The sequence below is a fragment of the Streptosporangium sp. NPDC001681 genome, from assembly GCF_040298085.1.
In the GTDB taxonomy this organism is placed as follows: domain Bacteria; phylum Actinomycetota; class Actinomycetes; order Streptosporangiales; family Streptosporangiaceae; genus Streptosporangium.
Genome location: NZ_JBEOZN010000173.1, coordinates 1 through 17,389, shown reverse-complemented (window position 1 = coordinate 17,389; position 17,389 = coordinate 1). Strand labels below are relative to the sequence as shown.

17 protein-coding genes are annotated in these 17,389 nt (G+C 73.0%); 7 read left to right on the top strand and 10 right to left on the bottom strand.

All coding sequences use genetic code 11. The features are described from left to right. The first annotated feature begins 148 nt into the window (after window positions 1–148). From ABT130_RS43035 to ABT130_RS43025, 3 genes are all read left to right on the top strand, one after another. Complete coding sequence (locus tag ABT130_RS43035; protein WP_350965613.1) at window positions 149–1,612, top strand: hypothetical protein; 1,464 nt, start codon at window positions 149–151, stop codon at window positions 1,610–1,612. Window positions 1,613–1,754: 142 nt separating this feature from the next. Next, complete coding sequence (locus tag ABT130_RS43030; RefSeq protein ID WP_350915071.1) at window positions 1,755–2,936, top strand: ROK family protein; 1,182 nt, start codon at window positions 1,755–1,757, stop codon at window positions 2,934–2,936. A 92-nt stretch (window positions 2,937–3,028) separates the two neighbouring features. Beyond that, complete coding sequence (locus tag ABT130_RS43025) at window positions 3,029–3,532, top strand: GNAT family N-acetyltransferase (RefSeq protein WP_350965611.1); 504 nt, start codon at window positions 3,029–3,031, stop codon at window positions 3,530–3,532. Window positions 3,533–4,127: 595 nt separating this feature from the next. Here the strand turns inward: ABT130_RS43025 and ABT130_RS43020 are convergent. The 4 genes from ABT130_RS43020 to ABT130_RS43005 all read right to left on the bottom strand — a co-directional run bounded on the left by ABT130_RS43020 (window position 4,128) and on the right by ABT130_RS43005 (window position 8,188). Beyond that, on the bottom strand, window positions 4,128–5,357 hold the full coding sequence (locus ABT130_RS43020; RefSeq protein ID WP_350965609.1) for a glycosyltransferase family 9 protein: 1,230 nt from the start codon (window positions 5,355–5,357) through the stop codon (window positions 4,128–4,130). Further along, window positions 5,354–6,577, bottom strand: coding sequence for a glycosyltransferase family 9 protein (locus ABT130_RS43015; protein WP_350965607.1), 1,224 nt, complete (start codon window positions 6,575–6,577; stop codon window positions 5,354–5,356). The genes ABT130_RS43020 and ABT130_RS43015 overlap by 4 nt, the downstream gene beginning before the upstream one ends. A 388-nt stretch (window positions 6,578–6,965) precedes the next feature. Then, window positions 6,966–7,463 carry a cytidine/deoxycytidylate deaminase family protein gene (locus tag ABT130_RS43010; RefSeq protein WP_350965605.1) on the bottom strand — a complete coding sequence of 166 codons (498 nt, stop codon included), beginning with the start codon at window positions 7,461–7,463 and terminating at the stop codon, window positions 6,966–6,968. 26 nt (window positions 7,464–7,489) lie between these two features. Next, the gene (locus ABT130_RS43005) at window positions 7,490–8,188 is read right to left on the bottom strand and encodes a RibD family protein (RefSeq protein WP_350965604.1); all 699 of its coding nucleotides are present in this window, start codon (window positions 8,186–8,188) and stop codon (window positions 7,490–7,492) included. A gap of 186 nt (window positions 8,189–8,374) precedes the next feature. Here ABT130_RS43005 and ABT130_RS43000 point away from each other — a divergent pair, with 186 nt between their 5' ends. The 4 genes from ABT130_RS43000 to ABT130_RS42985 all read left to right on the top strand — a co-directional run bounded on the left by ABT130_RS43000 (window position 8,375) and on the right by ABT130_RS42985 (window position 10,983). After that, complete coding sequence (locus ABT130_RS43000) at window positions 8,375–8,524, top strand: hypothetical protein (RefSeq protein ID WP_350965603.1); 150 nt, start codon at window positions 8,375–8,377, stop codon at window positions 8,522–8,524. Between the two features lie 64 nt (window positions 8,525–8,588). Further along, entirely contained in the window at window positions 8,589–9,569 is a 981-nt protein-coding gene (locus ABT130_RS42995) for an inorganic phosphate transporter (RefSeq protein ID WP_350965601.1), read from the top strand. Continuing rightward, window positions 9,566–10,225 carry a DUF47 domain-containing protein gene (locus ABT130_RS42990; protein ID WP_350965599.1) on the top strand — a complete coding sequence of 220 codons (660 nt, stop codon included), beginning with the start codon at window positions 9,566–9,568 and terminating at the stop codon, window positions 10,223–10,225. The genes ABT130_RS42995 and ABT130_RS42990 overlap by 4 nt, the downstream gene beginning before the upstream one ends. Before the next feature lie 128 nt (window positions 10,226–10,353). Beyond that, on the top strand, window positions 10,354–10,983 hold the full coding sequence (locus ABT130_RS42985) for a helix-turn-helix domain-containing protein (protein ID WP_051753275.1): 630 nt from the start codon (window positions 10,354–10,356) through the stop codon (window positions 10,981–10,983). 102 nt (window positions 10,984–11,085) lie between these two features. Here the strand turns inward: ABT130_RS42985 and ABT130_RS42980 are convergent, their stop codons facing one another. From ABT130_RS42980 to ABT130_RS42955, 6 genes are all read right to left on the bottom strand, one after another. Next, window positions 11,086–12,426 (bottom strand): FAD-dependent oxidoreductase, encoded by a 1,341-nt coding sequence (locus tag ABT130_RS42980; protein WP_350915089.1) that lies wholly within the window; start codon window positions 12,424–12,426, stop codon window positions 11,086–11,088. Continuing rightward, window positions 12,423–13,865 (bottom strand): kynureninase, encoded by a 1,443-nt coding sequence (gene kynU / locus ABT130_RS42975; protein ID WP_350965615.1) that lies wholly within the window; start codon window positions 13,863–13,865, stop codon window positions 12,423–12,425. Before kynU ends, ABT130_RS42980 begins: the two co-directional genes overlap by 4 nt. A 261-nt stretch (window positions 13,866–14,126) precedes the next feature. After that, window positions 14,127–15,146: an LLM class flavin-dependent oxidoreductase gene (locus tag ABT130_RS42970; protein ID WP_350965597.1), complete on the bottom strand. Its 1,020-nt coding sequence runs from the start codon at window positions 15,144–15,146 to the stop codon at window positions 14,127–14,129. 12 nt (window positions 15,147–15,158) lie between these two features. After that, window positions 15,159–15,539 carry a TIGR04076 family protein gene (locus tag ABT130_RS42965; protein ID WP_350915095.1) on the bottom strand — a complete coding sequence of 127 codons (381 nt, stop codon included), beginning with the start codon at window positions 15,537–15,539 and terminating at the stop codon, window positions 15,159–15,161. Beyond that, window positions 15,536–15,961, bottom strand: a complete 426-nt coding sequence (locus tag ABT130_RS42960; RefSeq protein WP_350965595.1) for a DUF4440 domain-containing protein — start codon at window positions 15,959–15,961, stop codon at window positions 15,536–15,538. Before ABT130_RS42960 ends, ABT130_RS42965 begins: the two co-directional genes overlap by 4 nt. A 49-nt stretch (window positions 15,962–16,010) precedes the next feature. Beyond that, a complete protein-coding gene (locus tag ABT130_RS42955) occupies window positions 16,011–17,285 on the bottom strand; it encodes an amidohydrolase family protein (protein WP_350965593.1) in 1,275 nt (424 codons plus the stop codon). Window positions 17,286–17,389: the final 104 nt, after the last annotated feature.

Below are 17,389 nucleotides of genomic sequence, written 5' to 3'. Positions count from 1 at the left end.
CACCCCGGGGCCCCGCGCGCCCGGGCGACCCCACCCCCCGCGCGGCGCCGGGGGTGGCCGCCCGGCCCCCCCCCCCCCCACGAGCCCGTGCGACCTCGTGGCGGGGAGGGCGGCGCCGTCATCCCCGGACGTCGAGAACAATGGTGTGATGAGCGACCTTCTGACGCTGAGCGAGGGCGCGGTGCTGACGCACCTCGTCACCCGGGCCGAGCTGGCGAGCGGGGTGCTGCCGGCCTCCGACGACCTGCGGCTGTGGGCGCGGCTGGCCGACGGCGACGGGGTGCCGCTTGCCGGGGGCGGCCGGGTGCTGACCTCCCTCGACACCGGAGAGCCCGTCCTGACCGGCCCCGAGGGCTGGCTGGCCCACCTGGAACCCGAGCAGGTGATCGCGCTGCGCCTGCGCGACGGCGTCCTGGAGCTGTCGGCCGTCGAACTGGACGACGTTCCGGCGGAGCGGGTGATGCGGGTCGTCCAGGAGTTCGGGGAGCAGGCCCTCGACGCGCTGCGCGCCTTCGCGGAAGGGCTGGAGCCCAGTCCGGGCGTGCCGGTCGACGTGGTGGTCCTGGAGCTGCTGATGAAGGCTCCGGAGACCTTCGCCGACCCGCTGCCGCCGCTCTCCCCGCTGCTGCGCAACGCCTCGCTGGAGGTGCACGGCGGCAGGGTGGGCATCGTGGGCGCGCCGTGGGACACGGCGTCGGTCGCCGACCTGGCGCCGCTGGACATCATCAGGCTGGCCCTGGTGCGCAGCGCGCTGCGCACCTACGGCGAGGGCGCCGACCTCTCCAAGGCCGTCACCTACCTGTCCCGCTCCGAGACGGTGCTGGCGAGGATCGCCGACGAGGTGGAGCGCGAGCCGCTCGGCCCGGCGCCGGCCTCGGCACTGCCCCGCACCGAACCGGCCGCGCTGCTGCTGATCGCCAGGTCGGCCGAGGGCGAGGGCCGCTCGTTCGAGGCGTCTGGGCTGATCTCCGAGGTGCTCTCCCTCTCCCCCGGCCTGGCTCCGGCCGTGCGCGACGCGGCCGAGTACGCCGCGTGCCGCACCGACCCGGGCGCCCCGCTGCCCGAGCGCGCCGCGCACCTGTACCGGCAGCTGCTCGCGTACGCCTATCGCCCGGCCCGCAGGCGGCTGATCGAGGACCTGGTCGCGCTGAGCGTCCGGGTGGCCGAGCCCGCCCTGGCGGACCTGGCCCTGTTCGAGAACGACGTGGTCGGCGAGTTCCTGGACGCGCGCGCCGAGTGGCTGCGCGACGACGAGGTGATGCTGCTGGAGTCGTGGCGGCGGACGCCGCTGCGCCTGTGGGAGGTCCTCGACGTCTCCGGTGACGAGATCACCGTGGCCGCCGCCGGAGGCGGGGACGGCGACGGGGGGCGGGTGACGCTGGCCGACGAGCTGCTCTCCGGGCAGGCGCTGCCGGGAGACCTGATGCTGACCCGGCTGCTCAGCGACGGGGCGGGTCCGCACGTGTTCGGCCACCCGTTCAAGGTCGCCCCGGAGCGGAGGCAGGAGATGCTGGATCTGCTCACCGACCCCGTCGACCCCTACGCGGTGGCCGCCTTCTTCAGGCGCCTCGGCCGGGCCCCCGGCGCGGCGGGCGAGGACTCCGGGCGCTGAAAGGCCGCCCCTCCCCCGCCGGGCACGTAGGCTCCCTTATGTCGATGGTTAAGCAAAAGAAAATCACCGATAGGCATAATGGAGCAGGCGGAGGGCGTAAGTCGCTTTGACGTGGCGGAAACAAGGAGTGTTGACTGTGCGCATGCTTAGCGAAGCGAACGGCTCGATCGCCGGCGCGGGGGCGCTTCTGAACATCATGCGCGACGGTCGGGCCAGGACGCGGGCCGAACTGATCCAGCTGACCGGGCTGGCCAGGTCCACGCTGGCCCAGCGCCTCGACGCGCTGCTGAGCCGGCAGTGGATCGTGCCGACCGAGGAGGCCATCTCCTCGGGAGGCCGGCCCGCCGTCGCCTTCACGTTCAACCGCACCGCCCGCGTCGTCCTCGCCGCCGACCTCGGCGCCACCCACGCCCGGGTGGCGGTCACCGACCTCGGCACCACGGTCCTGGCGGAGCGCGCGGCCGAGGTGCCGATAGATCGCGGCCCCGAGGAGACGCTCGGCTGGCTCCAGCACACCTTCGAGGAGATGCTCGCCGAGACCGGCCACCGCCCGGACGAGATCTGCGGCATCGGCGTCGGTCTCCCCGGCCCGGTCGAGCACAGCTCGGGACGCCCGGTCAACCCGCCGATAATGCCGGGCTGGGACGGTTTCCCCGTTCCGGAATGGCTCGGCTCGCGTCTCGGCGCGCCCGTCCTCGTCGACAACGACGTGAACATCATGGCGCTGGGCGAGCACTGGGCCGCCCGCCCCGAGGCCGACCACCTCATCTTCGTCAAGATCGGCACCGGTATCGGCTGCGGCATCATCAGCGACCGCCGCCTGCACCGGGGCGCCCAGGGCGCGGCGGGCGACATCGGCCACATCCAGGTGGCCTCGGCCCTCGACACCGTCTGCCGCTGTGGCAACGTCGGCTGCCTGGAGGCCGTCGCCAGCGGCGCCGCCATCTCGGCCAAACTCTGCGCGGCCGGGGTGACCGCCGAGGACAGCCGCGACGTGGTCCGTCTGGTGCGCAGCGGCAACACCCAGGCCGTCCAGCTCATCCGGCAGGCGGGCCGCGAGGTCGGCGACGTGCTCGCCTCGATCGTCAACTTCTTCAACCCCTCGGTGATCGTGGTCGGCGGCGACATCTCCGAGGCCGGGGAGCAGGTGCTCGCCGGCCTTCGCGAGGTCATCTACAGCCGGTCGCTGCCGCTGGCCACCCAGCATCTGACGATCACCGGCAGCGAGCTGGGCGACCGCGCGGGCGTGATCGGCGCCGCCGTCATGGTCATCGAACACGTCCTGGCCCCCGGCAGCGTCGACCGCTCCGTCAGCCCCGCCTGACCGCGCGCGGTTCCGGCGCCGCGGTTCCGCCGAGGAGGCCCGCGCACCGTCGAACCCGGGCCGATCGGCGGCCGTGGGACACTCGTCCGGCCATGGACACCGAAACCATCAGGACCGCCCGGCTCACGCTCGAACCGCTGGCGGTGCGCCACGCGGCCGAGATGGCCGAGGTGCTCGGCGATCCGGCCCTGCACACCTTCATCGGCGGCTCTCCGGAGACCCCCGAACAACTCCGCGACCGCTACGCCCGCCTGGTCGCCGGGCCGCCACCGGGCCGGGACGAGTCGTGGCTCAACTGGGTGATCCGCCTCGACGGCCCGGATCGGCTGGTCGGTTACGTCCAGGCGACGGTGACCCGCGACCACGCGGCCGTGGCCTGGGTGGTGGGAACCCGCTGGCAGGGCCGGGGCATCGCCGGGGAGGCCGCGGTCGCCCTCGTCGACTGGCTCAGGGCACGCGGCACGGCCGTCGTCGCCGCCATCCATCCCGACCACGCCGCCTCGTCGGCCGTGGCCCGCGGGGCAGGGCTGGTACCGACCGGCGACCGGGTGGACGGGGAGATCGTCTGGAGATACGGCGGACGCGAACCTGAGTAGGAGTGCTCAGCCGCCGCTGAGTGCGTACGCTCTCCCTCGGCTTGTCGATCTTCGAAATCCTCGGGTCATGAAATGGTGGATCTTCCTGGTCGCGCTCGTCAGCACGGTGGTCGCGGCGTGGCTGCTCGTGTACGCCGACGTCCCGCTCGCCACGTTCCTGTCGCTCGGGCTCGGCGCGATCAGCCTCGTCTGGTTGATCGTGCTCCTCACCCTGCCGTGGAACCTCTACTTCGGGGCGCGCCAGGTGGTCCACGAGATCCATGTGTCCAGGGAGCGCGGCATCCAGGTGCCCGAGGGGCACGAGGCCGAGGCGCTGGAGATCGCCGGGCGGATGCGCCGGTTCGCCATCGGCGGCCACATCGTCTCCGCGGTGCTCCTGGCCGTCATCACCTACCTGTCCGGCGCCTTCGTGGGCTACTACTTCGCCGGTTTCTACCTGCTGAGCACCTGCTTCCGGCCGGCCGGCGCCTACCTGTCCCACCTGCGCGAGCGGGTCACCACGCTGATGAAGGAGGCATACCACCCCCGCGAGGACATCGTCTCGCTCGTCGCCAGGGTGGACGACCTGGCCGCCGAGGTGACCGCGCTGACCAGGTCAGCCGAGCGGCTCCGGGACGACGTCGAGACGCTCGGCGCCGACCTGCGCAACGGCGACGAGGCCCTGGAGCGCCGGATCACCGGGCTCGCCCGGCGTTTCGAGGACACCGTGGACGGTCTCACCGACAACCACGAGGTCATCACCGGGCTCAAGGCCTTCCTGCGCCTGGTCCGGGCCGACGCCCACGGCCAGGCCTGACCCGCGCCACGCCCGGGGCGCCGCCTCCAGCAGCCGCGCCGCGGCGCCGAGGACGTCCCGGACGCCGATTTCCAGCAGACCCGGATCGGGCCGGTAGGCGTAGGGGTCGCCGTGGCCGCCCGCCCACAGGACGACGTGCGGTCCCGTCTCCGGAGGCCCCCACACGGCGGGTGCGACGGGGCCGAACAGCGCCACGGAGGGCGTGGCGAACGCGGCCGCCAGATGGGTCACCCCGGTGTCCCCGCAGACCACCAGCCTGGCCCTGGCCACCAGCGCGGCCAGCTCGCGCAGCCCGGTGCGACCGGCGAGCACGCACGAAGGCGGCAGCCCGGCGAGCATGGCCACCCGCTCGGCGAGGTCCCGCTCCCCCGCGCTCCCGGTGACCACCACCTCGTGCCCGTTCCTCCGCAGGTCCGCGGCCACCAGCGCGAACCGCTCCGGCGGCCAGCGCCTGGCCGGGTACCCGGCCCCGGGGTGGATGACGACGGGCCGGGACTCCTCCTCGCGAGAGGCGAGGCGCCGGAGCCCCAGATCGGCGGGGTCGGCCGTGATGCCGTACCAGGCGAGCAGGTCGCACCAGCGCCGCACCTCGTGCACGCCGTCCCGCCAGACCGGTCCGCGCGCGCCGGGGAAGGCGGGGTGGGAGTGGGTCAGCAGCCGGGCCGGGCCGGTGCGGTGGAGCGCGGCGATACCGCGCGGGCCGGCGCCGTGCAGGTTGACCGCGATGTCCACGCGCCGGCCGAGCGGCGGTACGTGACCGGGCCCCGACACGTCGCACACCTCGTCCACCGCGCCGATCAGCGGCACCAGGGGCGCCAGCGCGGAAGGCGCGGCCAGCACGATCCGGTGGCCGGGGTGGGAGCGGCGCAGGGCGCGCAGGGCGGGGACCGCGGTGAGCAGGTCACCGAGTCCCAGCCCGCGCAGCACCACCATGACCGGGCGGTCCGCCTCGGGCCCGGCGGGGGCGCTCCGCCCTCCGTCGCCGGCACCGGTCTCGCGGAGACTCACGCAGGCCGGAGCGGTGCTCATCTGATCGTCTCCTTGATGGAGGTCAGGTGGTCGACCGCCTCGACGACCCGCGCGCTCGGCACCGACGACAGGCAGGGATGACCGGCGACGGCGCAGGCACCTTCCCGGGTCACCCGGCAGGGGGCCCGCTGGTCACCGAGGATCACGACCGGCACGCCGTACGGCGCCCAGCGGCCGGCGGGGGCCAGGGGGGCGAACAGGCTGACGACCGGCGTGCCGACCGCCGCCGCGAGGTGGGCGGGCCCCACGTCCGCGACGACCAGGGCGCACGCCCCGGCGAGCACCGCGGCGAGTTCGGGAAAGCTGGTCCTGCCGCCCAGGTCGACGACAGACCTTCCCCGCTGCCCGCCGTACGTGGCCGGGGGGCCGTTCCAGTTCCGGCCGCCCGTCGCGGCACACGTCCCGTCGACCCAGCCGGCGGTGAAGGCGGGCTCGTCCACCCTCCAGCCGCGCAGCCGGGCGGGTCCCCCGCCCATCCAGCCGCCCGCGAAGACGGGTCCCGGCGACAGACCGTGCTGCCCGGCACCCGCGGCGATCCGCGCGGTGAGCCCGTGCTCGTCCTGGCCACCGGTCACGACGACCCTGCGGCCCGAGCGGACGAGGTCCTGAACCGCGCGCGCCCACCGCTCCGCGGGCCATGCCCTGGCGGGGACCGAGGTGCCGGGATGTACGACCACGTAACCCGGTGGCCCGGTGAGGTGGCGGACCTCGGGCAACGGGTGCCGTACGGCGAGCCCCCCCGAATCTCCGTGCGGGAGCTCGAACCCCGCCGCCCTGGCCAGTCCGAGCATGCGCTCGCTCTCCGGCACGTCCACCTCCTCGTCGACGACGTGCCGTACGTCGAGCAGCGAGCCCGGGTCGTCGATGGAGACGGCGGCGACCCTCGGCGTACCCGCCAGCCTGAGTATCAGGGCCAGCGGCAACGCGGACTGGTGGAACGAGGTGAGGATCAGCGCCTGTTCGGGAGCCATGTCCCGGATGGTCCGCAGCAGTCTCAGCACGTGCGGGCCGGTCACCGGCGGCGCGGTGGGGTCGATCCACGGCGCGCGCCACTCCACCACCCGCGACACCCCCGGCAGCAGCTCACCCGCGGGCCGGCCCCGCGGCCCGGTGAGCAGCACGACCTGCCGCGCCTCCGCGGCCACCGCGCGGATCGCGGGCCCCGCCAGCAGGACGTCGCCCGCGTTGTCCAGGCGGGCGACGAGAACGGTGCCGGTCACCGCCGGCCTCCGGCGCGCCCTGGATGCGGTACGTGAGCCGCCAACAGAGCGGTCGTTAAATCACGAAATATCGTGTTTTTTCCAAGAAACCTCATGGAGCCGGGCCTCTCATTCGATATCTAGTGACTACCGAGAGTGGCGCCCCTTAAACCGAAAAATCGGATATAGAGGTAGTTAAGAGCATCGGCTGACCGCTTTTATCACTACAAGTAATTGTTTTGAGGATTACCAGCCCTCTCCACCGGGCAGCGAGCGGGACGCCGGCCTGGGTGAAGCACCGCGCGAGACAGGGGATGAGGGCAGCCCGGTGGGTGCCGGTCGAGGCCGCCCCGCGACCACAGCCCCCACCGCGAGAAGCGGAGGGCCCGGAGTGGGGGTGGGAAGCCGGTCAGCCGGGGATGCCGGGGGCGTCAGGGACGTCGGGGGCATCGGGTGCGTCGGGTGCGTCGGGGAGGAGGTGCGCGTTGGGCTCGCGGGCGCGGTCCGCCAGCTCGGGGATCTCCACCACGGTCACCCCCGCCCCCGCGAGCTCCTCGGCCCCGTGGCAGTCGACGAAGAGCAGCGGCTCCCGCCACGCCAGCACCACTCGCCGGACGCCGCTGTCCAGGATCAGGCGGGTGCAGGTCCTGGGGCGCGACCTGCGCGCGCTGCACGGCTCCAGGCTGCTGTAGACCGTGGCCCCGGCCAGCCTGGGATCGTCCGGGGAGATCTTGCCGAGCGCCGACTCCTCCGCGTGGACCTGGGGGTCGCCCTCCCGCGAGTAGCCGCGGGAGATCTCCTCGCCGTCCTCGGAGACGACCACGGCGCCGACGGAGAAGGCCGTCTCGGAGGGCGGGCACAGCCTCGCCAGGTCGCACGCCAGCCCCAGCCAGTCGTGGTCGTTCATCCGGACCTCCCGGTAGACGGTGCGTGTCAGGCCAGCCGGTAGCGCAGCAGGGTGACGTCGCCCATCCTGCGTACCTCCGCCAGGTCCATTCTGCGGTGGCGGTCCCGGGGGAAGTCCCCGTCCAGGACGAAACGCGGGGCGGCGGAGTCCCCGACGAAGAACGGGGCGACGACGAGGTGGAGCTCGTCCACGAGGTCCTGGCGCAGGAAACGGGTGTGGACGGAGGTGCCGCCCTCGACCATCAGACGGCGCACTCCCCGCCCGTACAGGTCGGCGAGGACCCGGCCGAGGTCGATCGGCTCTCCCGCGTCGACCACCTCCGCGGCCCCCGCGAGGCGGGCGGCGAGTTTCGCCACGGCGGACGACGCGGCGTACACGATCTTCTCCGCGTCACCGGCGGTGAAGAAGGCGGCGGCCGGGTCGAGGTTCCCGGTGGCGGTCAGCGTCACCTTCGCGGGGGACGGCGGCAGGCCGCGCGCGACCCGCTCCCGCCCGCGCTCCGGCGACCTGACCAGGAGCCGGGGGTTGTCGCGGCGGACGGTGCCCGCCCCGACCAGGATCGCGTCGCAGCCGGCGCGAACCTCGTCGACCCGGTCGAAGTCCTCGTCGTTGGAGAGCAGCAGCCGCTGCGGCGTGCGGTCGTCGATGTAGCCGTCGACGGACATCGCGCAGCTCAGCAGCACGTACGGGCGCTCGCCCACTCCCCGCCTCCCCTGGTCAGGCACCGGCCGATCGTAACAACCTCCCGCCCGGCCCGCTCGCGGCGGCGCCCACCTTCCGCGCGCTGTCGGCACTCCCGGTTTCCCCTGGTGGACCGCCATGACAGGCCGCCCTGACATATCGACACACGCCCCCATCTGTTTACCTTCTGTTAACCTGAAACTGAAGCTTCCCGGGGTGAGGAGTTCATCATGCGTGCGGTTCTGCCGGACCTTGGTCACAAAGGCGCCTGCTCCGCTCCTGTCGAGGAGCCGATCGGCCGCCACCTCCACGACCCCGGTGTGCCGCCGGGAACCACCGTCCGCACGACCGACACCGGCCGGGGCAGGGAAGGCACATGACGGCGGGCCACCCGGTACGCGAGTGTCCAGCAGGCGCCGAGCACGACCGGCGGCACCGCCTCTGATGGGATGGACTCTGGCGTTCGCCGCCGTGGCGATCCTTTTCGTGCTGGTCAGCGGCGCCAACGACGGCGCCACCCTCATCGGTCTGGGGCTCAGGTTCCCCCGCTTCCCCGGATGGGCCGCCGCCACGATCCTGGTGGTCGTGCTCTTCGCCGTCCCCTACCTGCTGGGGGTGACCGTCGCGCGCACCTTCACCGAGCGGCTGGCCGGGCTCGGCACGAGCGGCGGCGCGGCGGCGTTCCTGGTGGGGGTGGTGATCGCGGTGGCGGTAGTCGCGGTGCTGACCGGCAGAGGGCTGCCGACCAGCCTGACGCTCGCGGTGATCGGAGGCATCGGCGGCGCGGGGCTCGGTGCCGGACTACCGGTCTCCTGGACCGACCTGGGCACCGTCCTGGCGATCGGGGCCTGCGCGCCCGTGGCCGGGCTGATCCTGGGCTACCTGCTGGGGGCCGTCTCGCGCCGGGTGCCCTCCTACCGCCGCATGTCGCGGCTGGTGTCCGGCACCCACCTGCTGGCCTACACGGCCCAGTGCGTGGCGTACGCGCTGAACGACGGACAGAAGATGATCGCGGTGGTGAGCGTGGCGGTCGGCGTGGGCCGCGGCGGGCTCGGCGGGGTCGGCCCCATCGAGGTCCCGCCGGCGTGGATGGCGGTCCTGGTGGCGCTCTTCCTCGCCGGCGCGCTGACCAGCCTGATCCGTGTCGGCGGGCGGCTGGGCCGCGGGCTGGTCATCACCCGCCCGCTGCACATCGTCTCCGCGGAGGCGGCGGCCACCGGCGCCGTCCTCGGCAGCTCGGCTCTGGGAAGCCCGGTGAGCATGACTCAGTCGATCACCGCAGGGGTGGTCGGCTCGGCGGCAAGTGAGGGAATGAGGAGAGTGCGATGGCAGGGCGTCGTGAACGTGGGTACGGCATGGCTGGTCACGCTGCCATCGTCGATGGCGCTGGGCTGCCTCGGCGGTCTCGCGCTGAGACTGATGTGAGCGGCAAGGACGGCCGCACCCGGAGGTTCGCGCGCGCCTGGGACGACCTGCGCGGCAGGTCGGGGCGGCGGGTCGTCGGACTGGTGCGGAGCCAGGTCGCCGTCGCGCGGGCGGGAGCCGAACTGGCCCGCTCGACCGCGGCCGGCGAGATCGAGCGGTCCGCCGCGCGCGCCCGGATGGCGGAGGTGGAGCACGAGGGGGACGAGGCGCGGGCCGAGCTGGTGCGGATACTGCGGCGGGTGCTGGCGACCCCCATCGACAGGGAGGACCTGTTTCGGCTCTCGCGCTCGATCGACGACGTGCTGGACCAGCTCCGTGACTATGTGCGCGAGCTCGACCTGTTCGGTCCGGAGGACCTGCGGTTCGCGGTCGAGCCCCTGCAGGCGGTGATCGACGGCCTCGACGAGCTGGAGGGCGCCGTGCTGAAGATGATCGACGCCCCGGGCTCGGTCACCATGGCCGTGCTGGACACGCGCAAGGCGTGCAGCCGGGTCCGCCAGCTCTACCAGGCCCGGCTCGCCGAGCTGTTCGCCGAGCCGCTGGACATGGACACCCTGCGCAGGCGCGAGCTGCTGTCACGGCTCGACGCGGTGGGCCGCCGGCTCGGCGAGGCCGCCGACGCGCTCGCGGACGCGATGCTCAAGCGGAGCCACTGAAACCGCGCCGCCTTACCCATCACCGTCCGCCATTCCCCACTCCCTTTTGACGAAGGACGACTCTTGTTATGAAATATGTTTAGCTAGAGCGAACAGGCGGCCACGCCGCTTGACGGAGGGAGCCGCGGGTGGGCACATCGGAGCGTCATGGCGGTGAGGAGCCGGACCGCCAAGACGCCGTCGGAGCCCGGATGCGGCAGTTCCGCAAGGAGCGCGGCCTGACGTTGCGCGGTCTCGCCACCCACTCCGGGCTCTCCATCGGGTTCCTCTCCCAGGTCGAGCGGGGCATCTCCTCCATCGGCCTGACCGCGCTCAACAGCGTGGCCACGGCGCTCGACCGGAGCGTGGCGGAGTTCTTCAACGACGCGCCGCCGGAGGGGGAGACCGAGGAGAGGCAGCCATCGGTCTCCCCGCTGCCGAGCCACTTCACGCTCACCCGCTCCGCGACGGCCGCCACCGAGTACATCTCGGGCCAGCAGACCTACCGCATGCTCTCGGCCAGGGGGCCGAACCTGGTGCTCGAACCGCTGCTGGTGCACATCGCACCCGGCGGCAGGCGGGAGAACTCCTACGGGCACGCCGGTGAGGAGTTCGCCTTCGTGCTGGAGGGCGAGCTGCTGTACGAGGTCGACGGCGTCGAGCACCGGCTGCATCCGGGCGACAGCGTCCACCTGAGGTCGACGGTCCCGCACAGCATGTTCAACGACACCGACCGGGTCACCACCGTCGTGTCCGTGGTGACCCCCCGGCTGTTCTGACCTTCTCCACCGCTCGCGCTCTCGCCTCGCGAGTGGTGGAGTGACCGCCGATGACCTACGGGCCCCTCCCCTCCCGCGCGACCAGGACTCGCGGGGCCACGGTCAGTGACGGCGCAGGGCGCGGATCGCCGACGCGGCCAGCCCGACCGCGGCCAGCGCGCCGAGCGCCCCGGCGGCGACCGCCCGGCGCTGGCGGGAGATGCGCGGCTGGATCTCGGCGTACGGCACGGTGCTGAACGAGACGAGCTCGTAGCGCGAGGTGTAGCGGCCGGGCAGCAGCCGCTCCAGGCCGTGCTCGACGCGCTTGCCCAGCAGGAACGTCCGGGAGGCGACCTTGTCGCGCATCTCGACGAAGTTGGCGAGCGCGAGTTCGGCGATGGTGTCGGCGTGCTCCTTGCGGCGGGCACCGTACCGGGCGAGGGCCTCGGGGAAGTCGTCGCCGGTCTCCTGTAGGCAGCGGTCGAGCTCCACGCAGTCCTCGAAGCCGCAGTTGGCGCCCTGGCCGTAGAAGGGGACGATGGCGTGGGCGGCGTCGCCGAGCAGGCCGACCACGGCACCGGTGCCGCGAACCTGCCAGGGGTGCGCCCGCACGGTGACCAGATGCCCGATCGGGTTGTGGGCGTAGTCTCCGGCGAGGTCGGGCATGAGCGCGCGGGCGTCGGCGTAGTTGGCGGCGAAGAACTCCTCGAACCGCTCCGCGGTGTCCAGTTCCTCGAAACTGCCGGGCCCCGACTTGGGCCAGAACAGCGTGCAGGTGAAGGACCTGTCCGGGTTGGGCAGCGCGATCATCATCGCCTTGCCGCGCGGCCAGATGTGCAGCGCGCCGGGATCGAGGGCGAACCCGCCGTCGCGCGCCGGGATCGTCAGCTCCTTGTAGCCGTAGTCGAGGTAGTCCTGGCTGAAGTCGAAGCCGGGCAGCAGTTGCAGCCGTCCGCGTACCGCGCTGTAGGCGCCGTCGGCGCCGAGCACGACCGGGGCGCCGTGGGTGACGGGCCCGGTGGGCGTGTCGAAGTCCATCCGCCCCGAGTCGACGTCGAGCCCGGTCAGCCGGTGCTCGAAGAGGGCGCGGACCCCGGGCATGGCGAGGGCCGCCTCCAGCAGCGTGCGGTTGAGCTCGGAGCGGCTGATGGAGTTGATCGCCCGCTGCCCTCCGGCGCTGTACGGCTGGAAGTTGAGCGTGCCGTCCGGGGCGTGCACCATCCGGCCCGGCATCGGCAGCGCGGCCTTCAGCACCGCCTCCTCCAGCCCGATCCGGCGCAGCGCGTCGATCCCCCGCTCGGAGATCGCCAGGTTGATCGAGCGCCCGCGCTCCGGCGTGGCCTGGCGCGGGTCGGGCCTGCGCTCGTACAGGGTGACCTCGTAGCCTCGGCGGGCCAGGTAGCAGGCCGTCAGGCAGCCGACCAGCCCGGCGCCGACCACGGCGACCTCGCCACGGGAGCTCATACCGGGTTCACCTCCTCGGCGAGCGCGGCGGCCGCCCGCCAGCAGTCGTGGAACGTGGAGTACATCGGCACGGGGGCCAGCCGGATGACGTCCGGCCGCCGCACGTCGGCGAGGACGCCGTGCACCTCGTGCAGCCGGGTGGCAAGGGTCGCGGCGTCGGTGGCGTCCGCGACGTCCGTGCCCCCGATCACCCGCAGGGAGAGCTGCGCTCCGCGCCTGGCCGGGTCGGCGGGCGTGACGATCTCCAGCGGGCGGTCGCGGACGACCTCGGCGAGCAGCCGCTCCAGGTAGCCGGTGAGCGCCAGGCTCCGCTCCCTCAGCGCCGCCATCCCGGTCTCGGCGAACATCCGCAGCGAGACCCTGACCGGGGCCATGGCCAGGATCGGCGGGTTGGAGATCTGCCAGGCGTCGGCGGTGGGCACGGGGACGAGCTCGGGCCGCATCTCGAAGCGGGTCGCCTGCTCGGTGCTCCACCACCCGGCCAGCCGGGGCAGCTCGGGGTCGGTCACGTGGCGCCGGTGCACGAAGCAGCCCGCGACGGCGCCGGGACCGGCGTTGAGGTACTTGTACGAGCACCAGGCCGCGAAGTCCACGTCCCAGTCGTGCAGGGCCAGCGGCACGTTCCCTGCGGCGTGCGCGAGGTCCCAGCCGACGACGCAGCCGGCCGCGTGACCGGCGGCGGTGACGGCGGGGATGTCGAGGAACTCTCCGGTCAGGTAGTTGACCCCGCCGAGGAGCACGAGCGCCACCCGGTGTCCCTCGCGGGCCAGGTAGTCCACGATGTCCTCGGTGCGCAGGCAGTCCTCGCCGGGGCGGGGGCGCAGCCGGACCACCGTCTCGTCGGGGTCGAGGCCGTGGTGGACCGCCTGGCTGCGCACCGCGTAGCTGTCCGAGGAGAAGGCGTGATCCTCGATGACGATGCGGGTGCGCTCGCCCGCCGGGCGGTAGAAGGTGGCCATCATCAGGTGCAGGTTGACCGTGAGGGAGTTCATCACCACGGTCTCCTCGGGGGCCGCGCCCACCAGCGCGGCGGCGTCCTCGCGCAGCTCGGCTTGGTAGGGCAGCCAGGGGTGTGCCGCCCGGTGGTGCCCCTCGACCGCGTGCAGCGCCCAGTCGTCCAGCTCGGCGGCGAGCGCGGCGCGGACGGCACGGGGCTGCAGGCCGAGCGAGTTGCCCGCGAAGTAGGCGACCTCGGGGTATCGGCAGGAGGCGGGGGCGGGCGGCAGCAGGAACTCCTCGCGACGGCAGACCGAGTCCTCGGCGTCGGCCGCCAGCGCCGCCCGCTCGCCGAACTCGCCGTCCTCGCCGAACACGCCGGGAGCGCGCGACGCGCCGCGCCCGGCGGAACCGTCGGATCCGCCCTGGTCAGGTCCACCCCGGCCGGGTCCTGCCGAGCCGGTTCCGCTCGGATCACGGAGGTCCTCGGCCCGCGTGGCCATCACGCCGACGTCCTGATCGCCGGACCTCCGGCACGCTCGCTCGTCACATCGTCTCCTTCTTCCCCGCCAATGTTCACTCATGCTGAACTCAAGTGAAATTAGGAGTACGAGATGATTCGGGCAGTGCGCTTTGCGGACGAAAGGTTCTACGGGGATCCGGTTTCAGGATGACGGAGCGTCACCCGAAGGCACCATGGTCAGGCCCTGCCTCTCTTGGCCTCCCTGCCTGTCGCTGCCGGTCGGATCCACGGGACGGAACAGCTACGCCGCCCCCCTCGGTGAGCGGTTCAGCAGCGGCAGCACCTCGGTGCCCAGCAACTCCACGCCACGGTCGTCGGTGAGACCGTGCGGCGTGCCGAACTCCACCCGGTGCGCGCCCGCGTCGATGAGGGCCTGTGCCTGCGCGGCGACCTGCTCCGGGTCACCGGAGAAGGCGAACAGGTCGAGCAGGTCGTCGGGGATCAGCCGCCCGGCGGCCTCGTCCCTGCCGTCGTCGACCAGTTCCTTGACCCGGCCGAGCAGGTCGGCGGGGATCTCCACGGTCGGGTCGAGGTCGGCGACCACCGCGAGGTACATGGCGACCTCGCTGCGCGCCCTGGCTCTGGCCGCGGCACCGTCGACGTCCACGACCGTCACCGCGCCCAGGACGACGCCCACCTCGCCCGGGTCACGTCCGGCCGCCGTCGCCCCGGCCGCGACCCGCTCACCGATCACCCCGACCATCGCCGGGTTCGCGCTGCCGCCCACCTTGATCTCGTCGGCGATCCGCCCGGCCAGCGCCGCGCCCTTCGGCCCCCACGCGCCGAGCAGCAGCGGCGGCCGGGTGCGGTGTACGGGGTAGCGCAGCCGGGTGCCCGGCGCCAGGCGGAACATCTCCCCCTCGAACCCTCCGGCGTCGCCGGCCAGCAGCCGGTAGACCACCTCGACGGCCTCCGCCAGCGCGGTCAGCGGCCGTGGCTGGGCGATGCCCACGGCGCCGAGCCAGGTACCGCGTGCCAGGCCCAGGTAGGCGCGGCCGTGCGAGGCCAGGTCAAGGGCGGCGAGCTGCCCGGCGATCTCGTACGGCGCCGCCGAGTACGGGTTGAGGCAGGCCGTGCCGAGCCGCACCCTCTCGGTGGCGGCGGCCATCTCCAGCAGCGGGAAGATCGGCGGCTGGTACATCAGGTCGCCGAACACGCTCAGCACGTCGAAGCCGTGATCCTCGGCGCGGCGCGCGAGCCGCGCGTAGTCACCGGCCCGCTTGTCGCTCTGCAGGCCCAGACCGATCTCGGTAGTGCTCATCGGGGGATCACCTCAGGTCAGGTCGGCGGAGTTCATCCGGCGGCGGCGGGTCCGCTCGACCCGCATCACCAGCCGCTCCTCCGGGTCGGGGCAGCTGAAGTGGGAGTCCTGCGCCAGCCAGTCGCCCTGGGCCAGGTCGCGCTGCTTGGCGGCGAGGAACGGCAGGACCGAGGCGAGCGCGTAGACGCAGAAGTGCTCACCGTCGGGGAGGCGCAGGTGCGCGCTCCGCTCCAGCGTGAAGCAGTCGCCCACCTCCATGCCGCAGACGGATCTGCCCTCGATGCGGTCGACCACGACCCGCAGGTCGTACAGTTCCATGTCGCCGTCGTCCGCCATGCCCGCCCCTCGCTCGCCCGTGCCCTCGCCGATGTCCTCGCCCGTGCCCCCGCTCATGGCACGAGCAGTTCGGAGTGGTGGTGCACGATGAGCCAGTCGCCGCCGGTCCTGCGCAGCACGTCGGTCACCCGGCTGTACTGCGCGGGTTCACCCGGCGCCTCGGCGACGAGCAGGTAGCGCGCCACCCCGGCGTCGCCCCACACGTCGATCCGCTTGTCCTCGGCCGCCAGTCTGTCGAGTGCGGGACGGGCACCCGAGCCGTCCCTCTCGTCGCGGTAGGCGTCGAGCTCCGACCGGGTACGCAGCGGTCCCGGCAGGTGCGTCTCCCAGGTGGTCACCTCGGCGTGCAGGTGGCTGTCGAACCGGCGCCGGTCCGCCGCGAGGAAGGCGTCGTACATGTCGTCGATGCCCGCCGCGATCGCGGCGGCCTCCGCGTCGTTCACAGAGCCGTTCGTCGAGCCGTTCATCGAGCCGTTCACCGGTACCTCACCCAGATGCCCCGGTCTTCAGACCCCGGGAAAACCGCGTTCACTGCTTCTCCCATCCCGACCGGTCGTCGCGGACGACCCGGCCGCCCTTCATCACCCAGCGGACCCCCCGGAAGGCCGAGGTGTCCGCGAGCGGATCCGCGTCCATGGCGATGAGGTCCGCGTACTTGCCGACCTCGACGGTGCCGAGGTCGGCGTCGGCGCCGAGCCAGCGCACCGGGCCGAGCGTGCCCGCGTAGAGCGCTCCCGCCGGGCCGAGACCTCCCTCGGACATGCACTCCAGCTCGCGTACCGAGGCGTTGGTCCCCTCGAAGTCCCAGAACGGCGGCATGTCGCTGCCCAGCAGGACCTCCACCCCGGCGTCGAGGGCCATGGCGTAGCTCTCCAGATGCCGGGGACCCGCGCCGAGCGAGCGGCACTGCATCCACTGCGGCACCCCGAGCTCGTCGAAGAACTCCTTGCAGCGGGTGACGAGCAGCGTCGGCACCAGGGCCGTGCCGCGCTCGGCCATCCTCTTCGCGACCTCGGGGGTGAGCTGGTAGCCGTGCTCCACGCAGTCGAGGCCCAGCTCGACGGCCTCGGCGATCACCGCCGCCGGCCCCGCGTGCGCGGTGACCTTCCGGCCCCAGGCGTGCGCGGTCTGCAGCGCCGCCGCCATCTCGTCGGAGAACAGCTGCGGGGTGTCGATGCTCTCGTGCTCCCCGGCGATGCCACCGGAGATCATGATCTTGATGAGGTCGGCACCCGCCTTGACCTGGGTGCGCACCCCGCGCCGGAACCCGTCGACTCCGTCGCACTCCATGGTGTCGCTCGCCTCGTGGCCGTGGCCGCCGGTGCAGACCAGGGCCTGGCCCGCCGTGAAGATGCGCGGCCCGGTCGCCCTGCCCGACTCGATGGCCCGGCGCAGCGCGAAGTCGGCGTGCTCCTTCTCGGCCACGCACCGCACCGTGGTGACCCCGCAGTGCAGAGTACGACGGGCACCGTCGGCCATGTAGAGGACGAGTTCGTGCGCCGTCATGTTCTTGACGCTGTCGCCTCCCTGGCCTGGCAGCGACAGGGACAGGTGGGTGTGCATGTTGACCAGGCCGGGGGTGACGTACGCGCCGTCGAGATCGAGCCGCGGGGCCTCCCCCACCCGCTCCAGGACCTGCTCGCGAGGACCCACGGCCGCGATCCTGTCGTCCCGGATCCACACCGCCGCGTCCGCGATCCGCCCCTCGGCGCCCTTCGGAGCCTCGGCCGACGCCTTGGCCGACGGAGCACCGCCGGCGCGGGCGTCGGTGACCGTGCAGTTGACAATGACCACGTCGTTCATCGGACGGCCTCGATCCCGTAGATCCTGCGGGCGGCGTCGGGAGAGACATACCCCTCGGCGACGTCGCGGCGGACCAGTTCCGGATCGCGCTCGCACGGATCCCC

What these genes read in the sequence shown, in the direction of transcription:
- ABT130_RS42980 (WP_350915089.1), bottom strand. Translation starts at nt 12,426, where the DNA reads ATGAGCTCCCGTGGCGAGGTCGCCGTGGTCGGCGCCGGGCTGGTCGGC.
- ABT130_RS43035 (WP_350965613.1), top strand. Translation starts at nt 149, where the DNA reads ATGAGCGACCTTCTGACGCTGAGCGAGGGCGCGGTGCTGACGCACCTC.
- ABT130_RS43025 (WP_350965611.1), top strand. Translation starts at nt 3,029, where the DNA reads ATGGACACCGAAACCATCAGGACCGCCCGGCTCACGCTCGAACCGCTG.
- ABT130_RS43010 (WP_350965605.1), bottom strand. Translation starts at nt 7,463, where the DNA reads ATGAACGACCACGACTGGCTGGGGCTGGCGTGCGACCTGGCGAGGCTG.
- ABT130_RS42955 (WP_350965593.1), bottom strand. Translation starts at nt 17,285, where the DNA reads ATGAACGACGTGGTCATTGTCAACTGCACGGTCACCGACGCCCGCGCC.
- ABT130_RS43030 (WP_350915071.1), top strand. Translation starts at nt 1,755, where the DNA reads ATGCTTAGCGAAGCGAACGGCTCGATCGCCGGCGCGGGGGCGCTTCTG.
- ABT130_RS43020 (WP_350965609.1), bottom strand. Translation starts at nt 5,357, where the DNA reads ATGAGCACCGCTCCGGCCTGCGTGAGTCTCCGCGAGACCGGTGCCGGC.
- ABT130_RS43000 (WP_350965603.1), top strand. Translation starts at nt 8,375, where the DNA reads ATGCGTGCGGTTCTGCCGGACCTTGGTCACAAAGGCGCCTGCTCCGCT.
- ABT130_RS42970 (WP_350965597.1), bottom strand. Translation starts at nt 15,146, where the DNA reads ATGAGCACTACCGAGATCGGTCTGGGCCTGCAGAGCGACAAGCGGGCC.
- kynU (WP_350965615.1), bottom strand. Translation starts at nt 13,865, where the DNA reads ATGGCCACGCGGGCCGAGGACCTCCGTGATCCGAGCGGAACCGGCTCG.
- ABT130_RS42965 (WP_350915095.1), bottom strand. Translation starts at nt 15,539, where the DNA reads ATGAGCGGGGGCACGGGCGAGGACATCGGCGAGGGCACGGGCGAGCGA.
- ABT130_RS42995 (WP_350965601.1), top strand. Translation starts at nt 8,589, where the DNA reads ATGGGATGGACTCTGGCGTTCGCCGCCGTGGCGATCCTTTTCGTGCTG.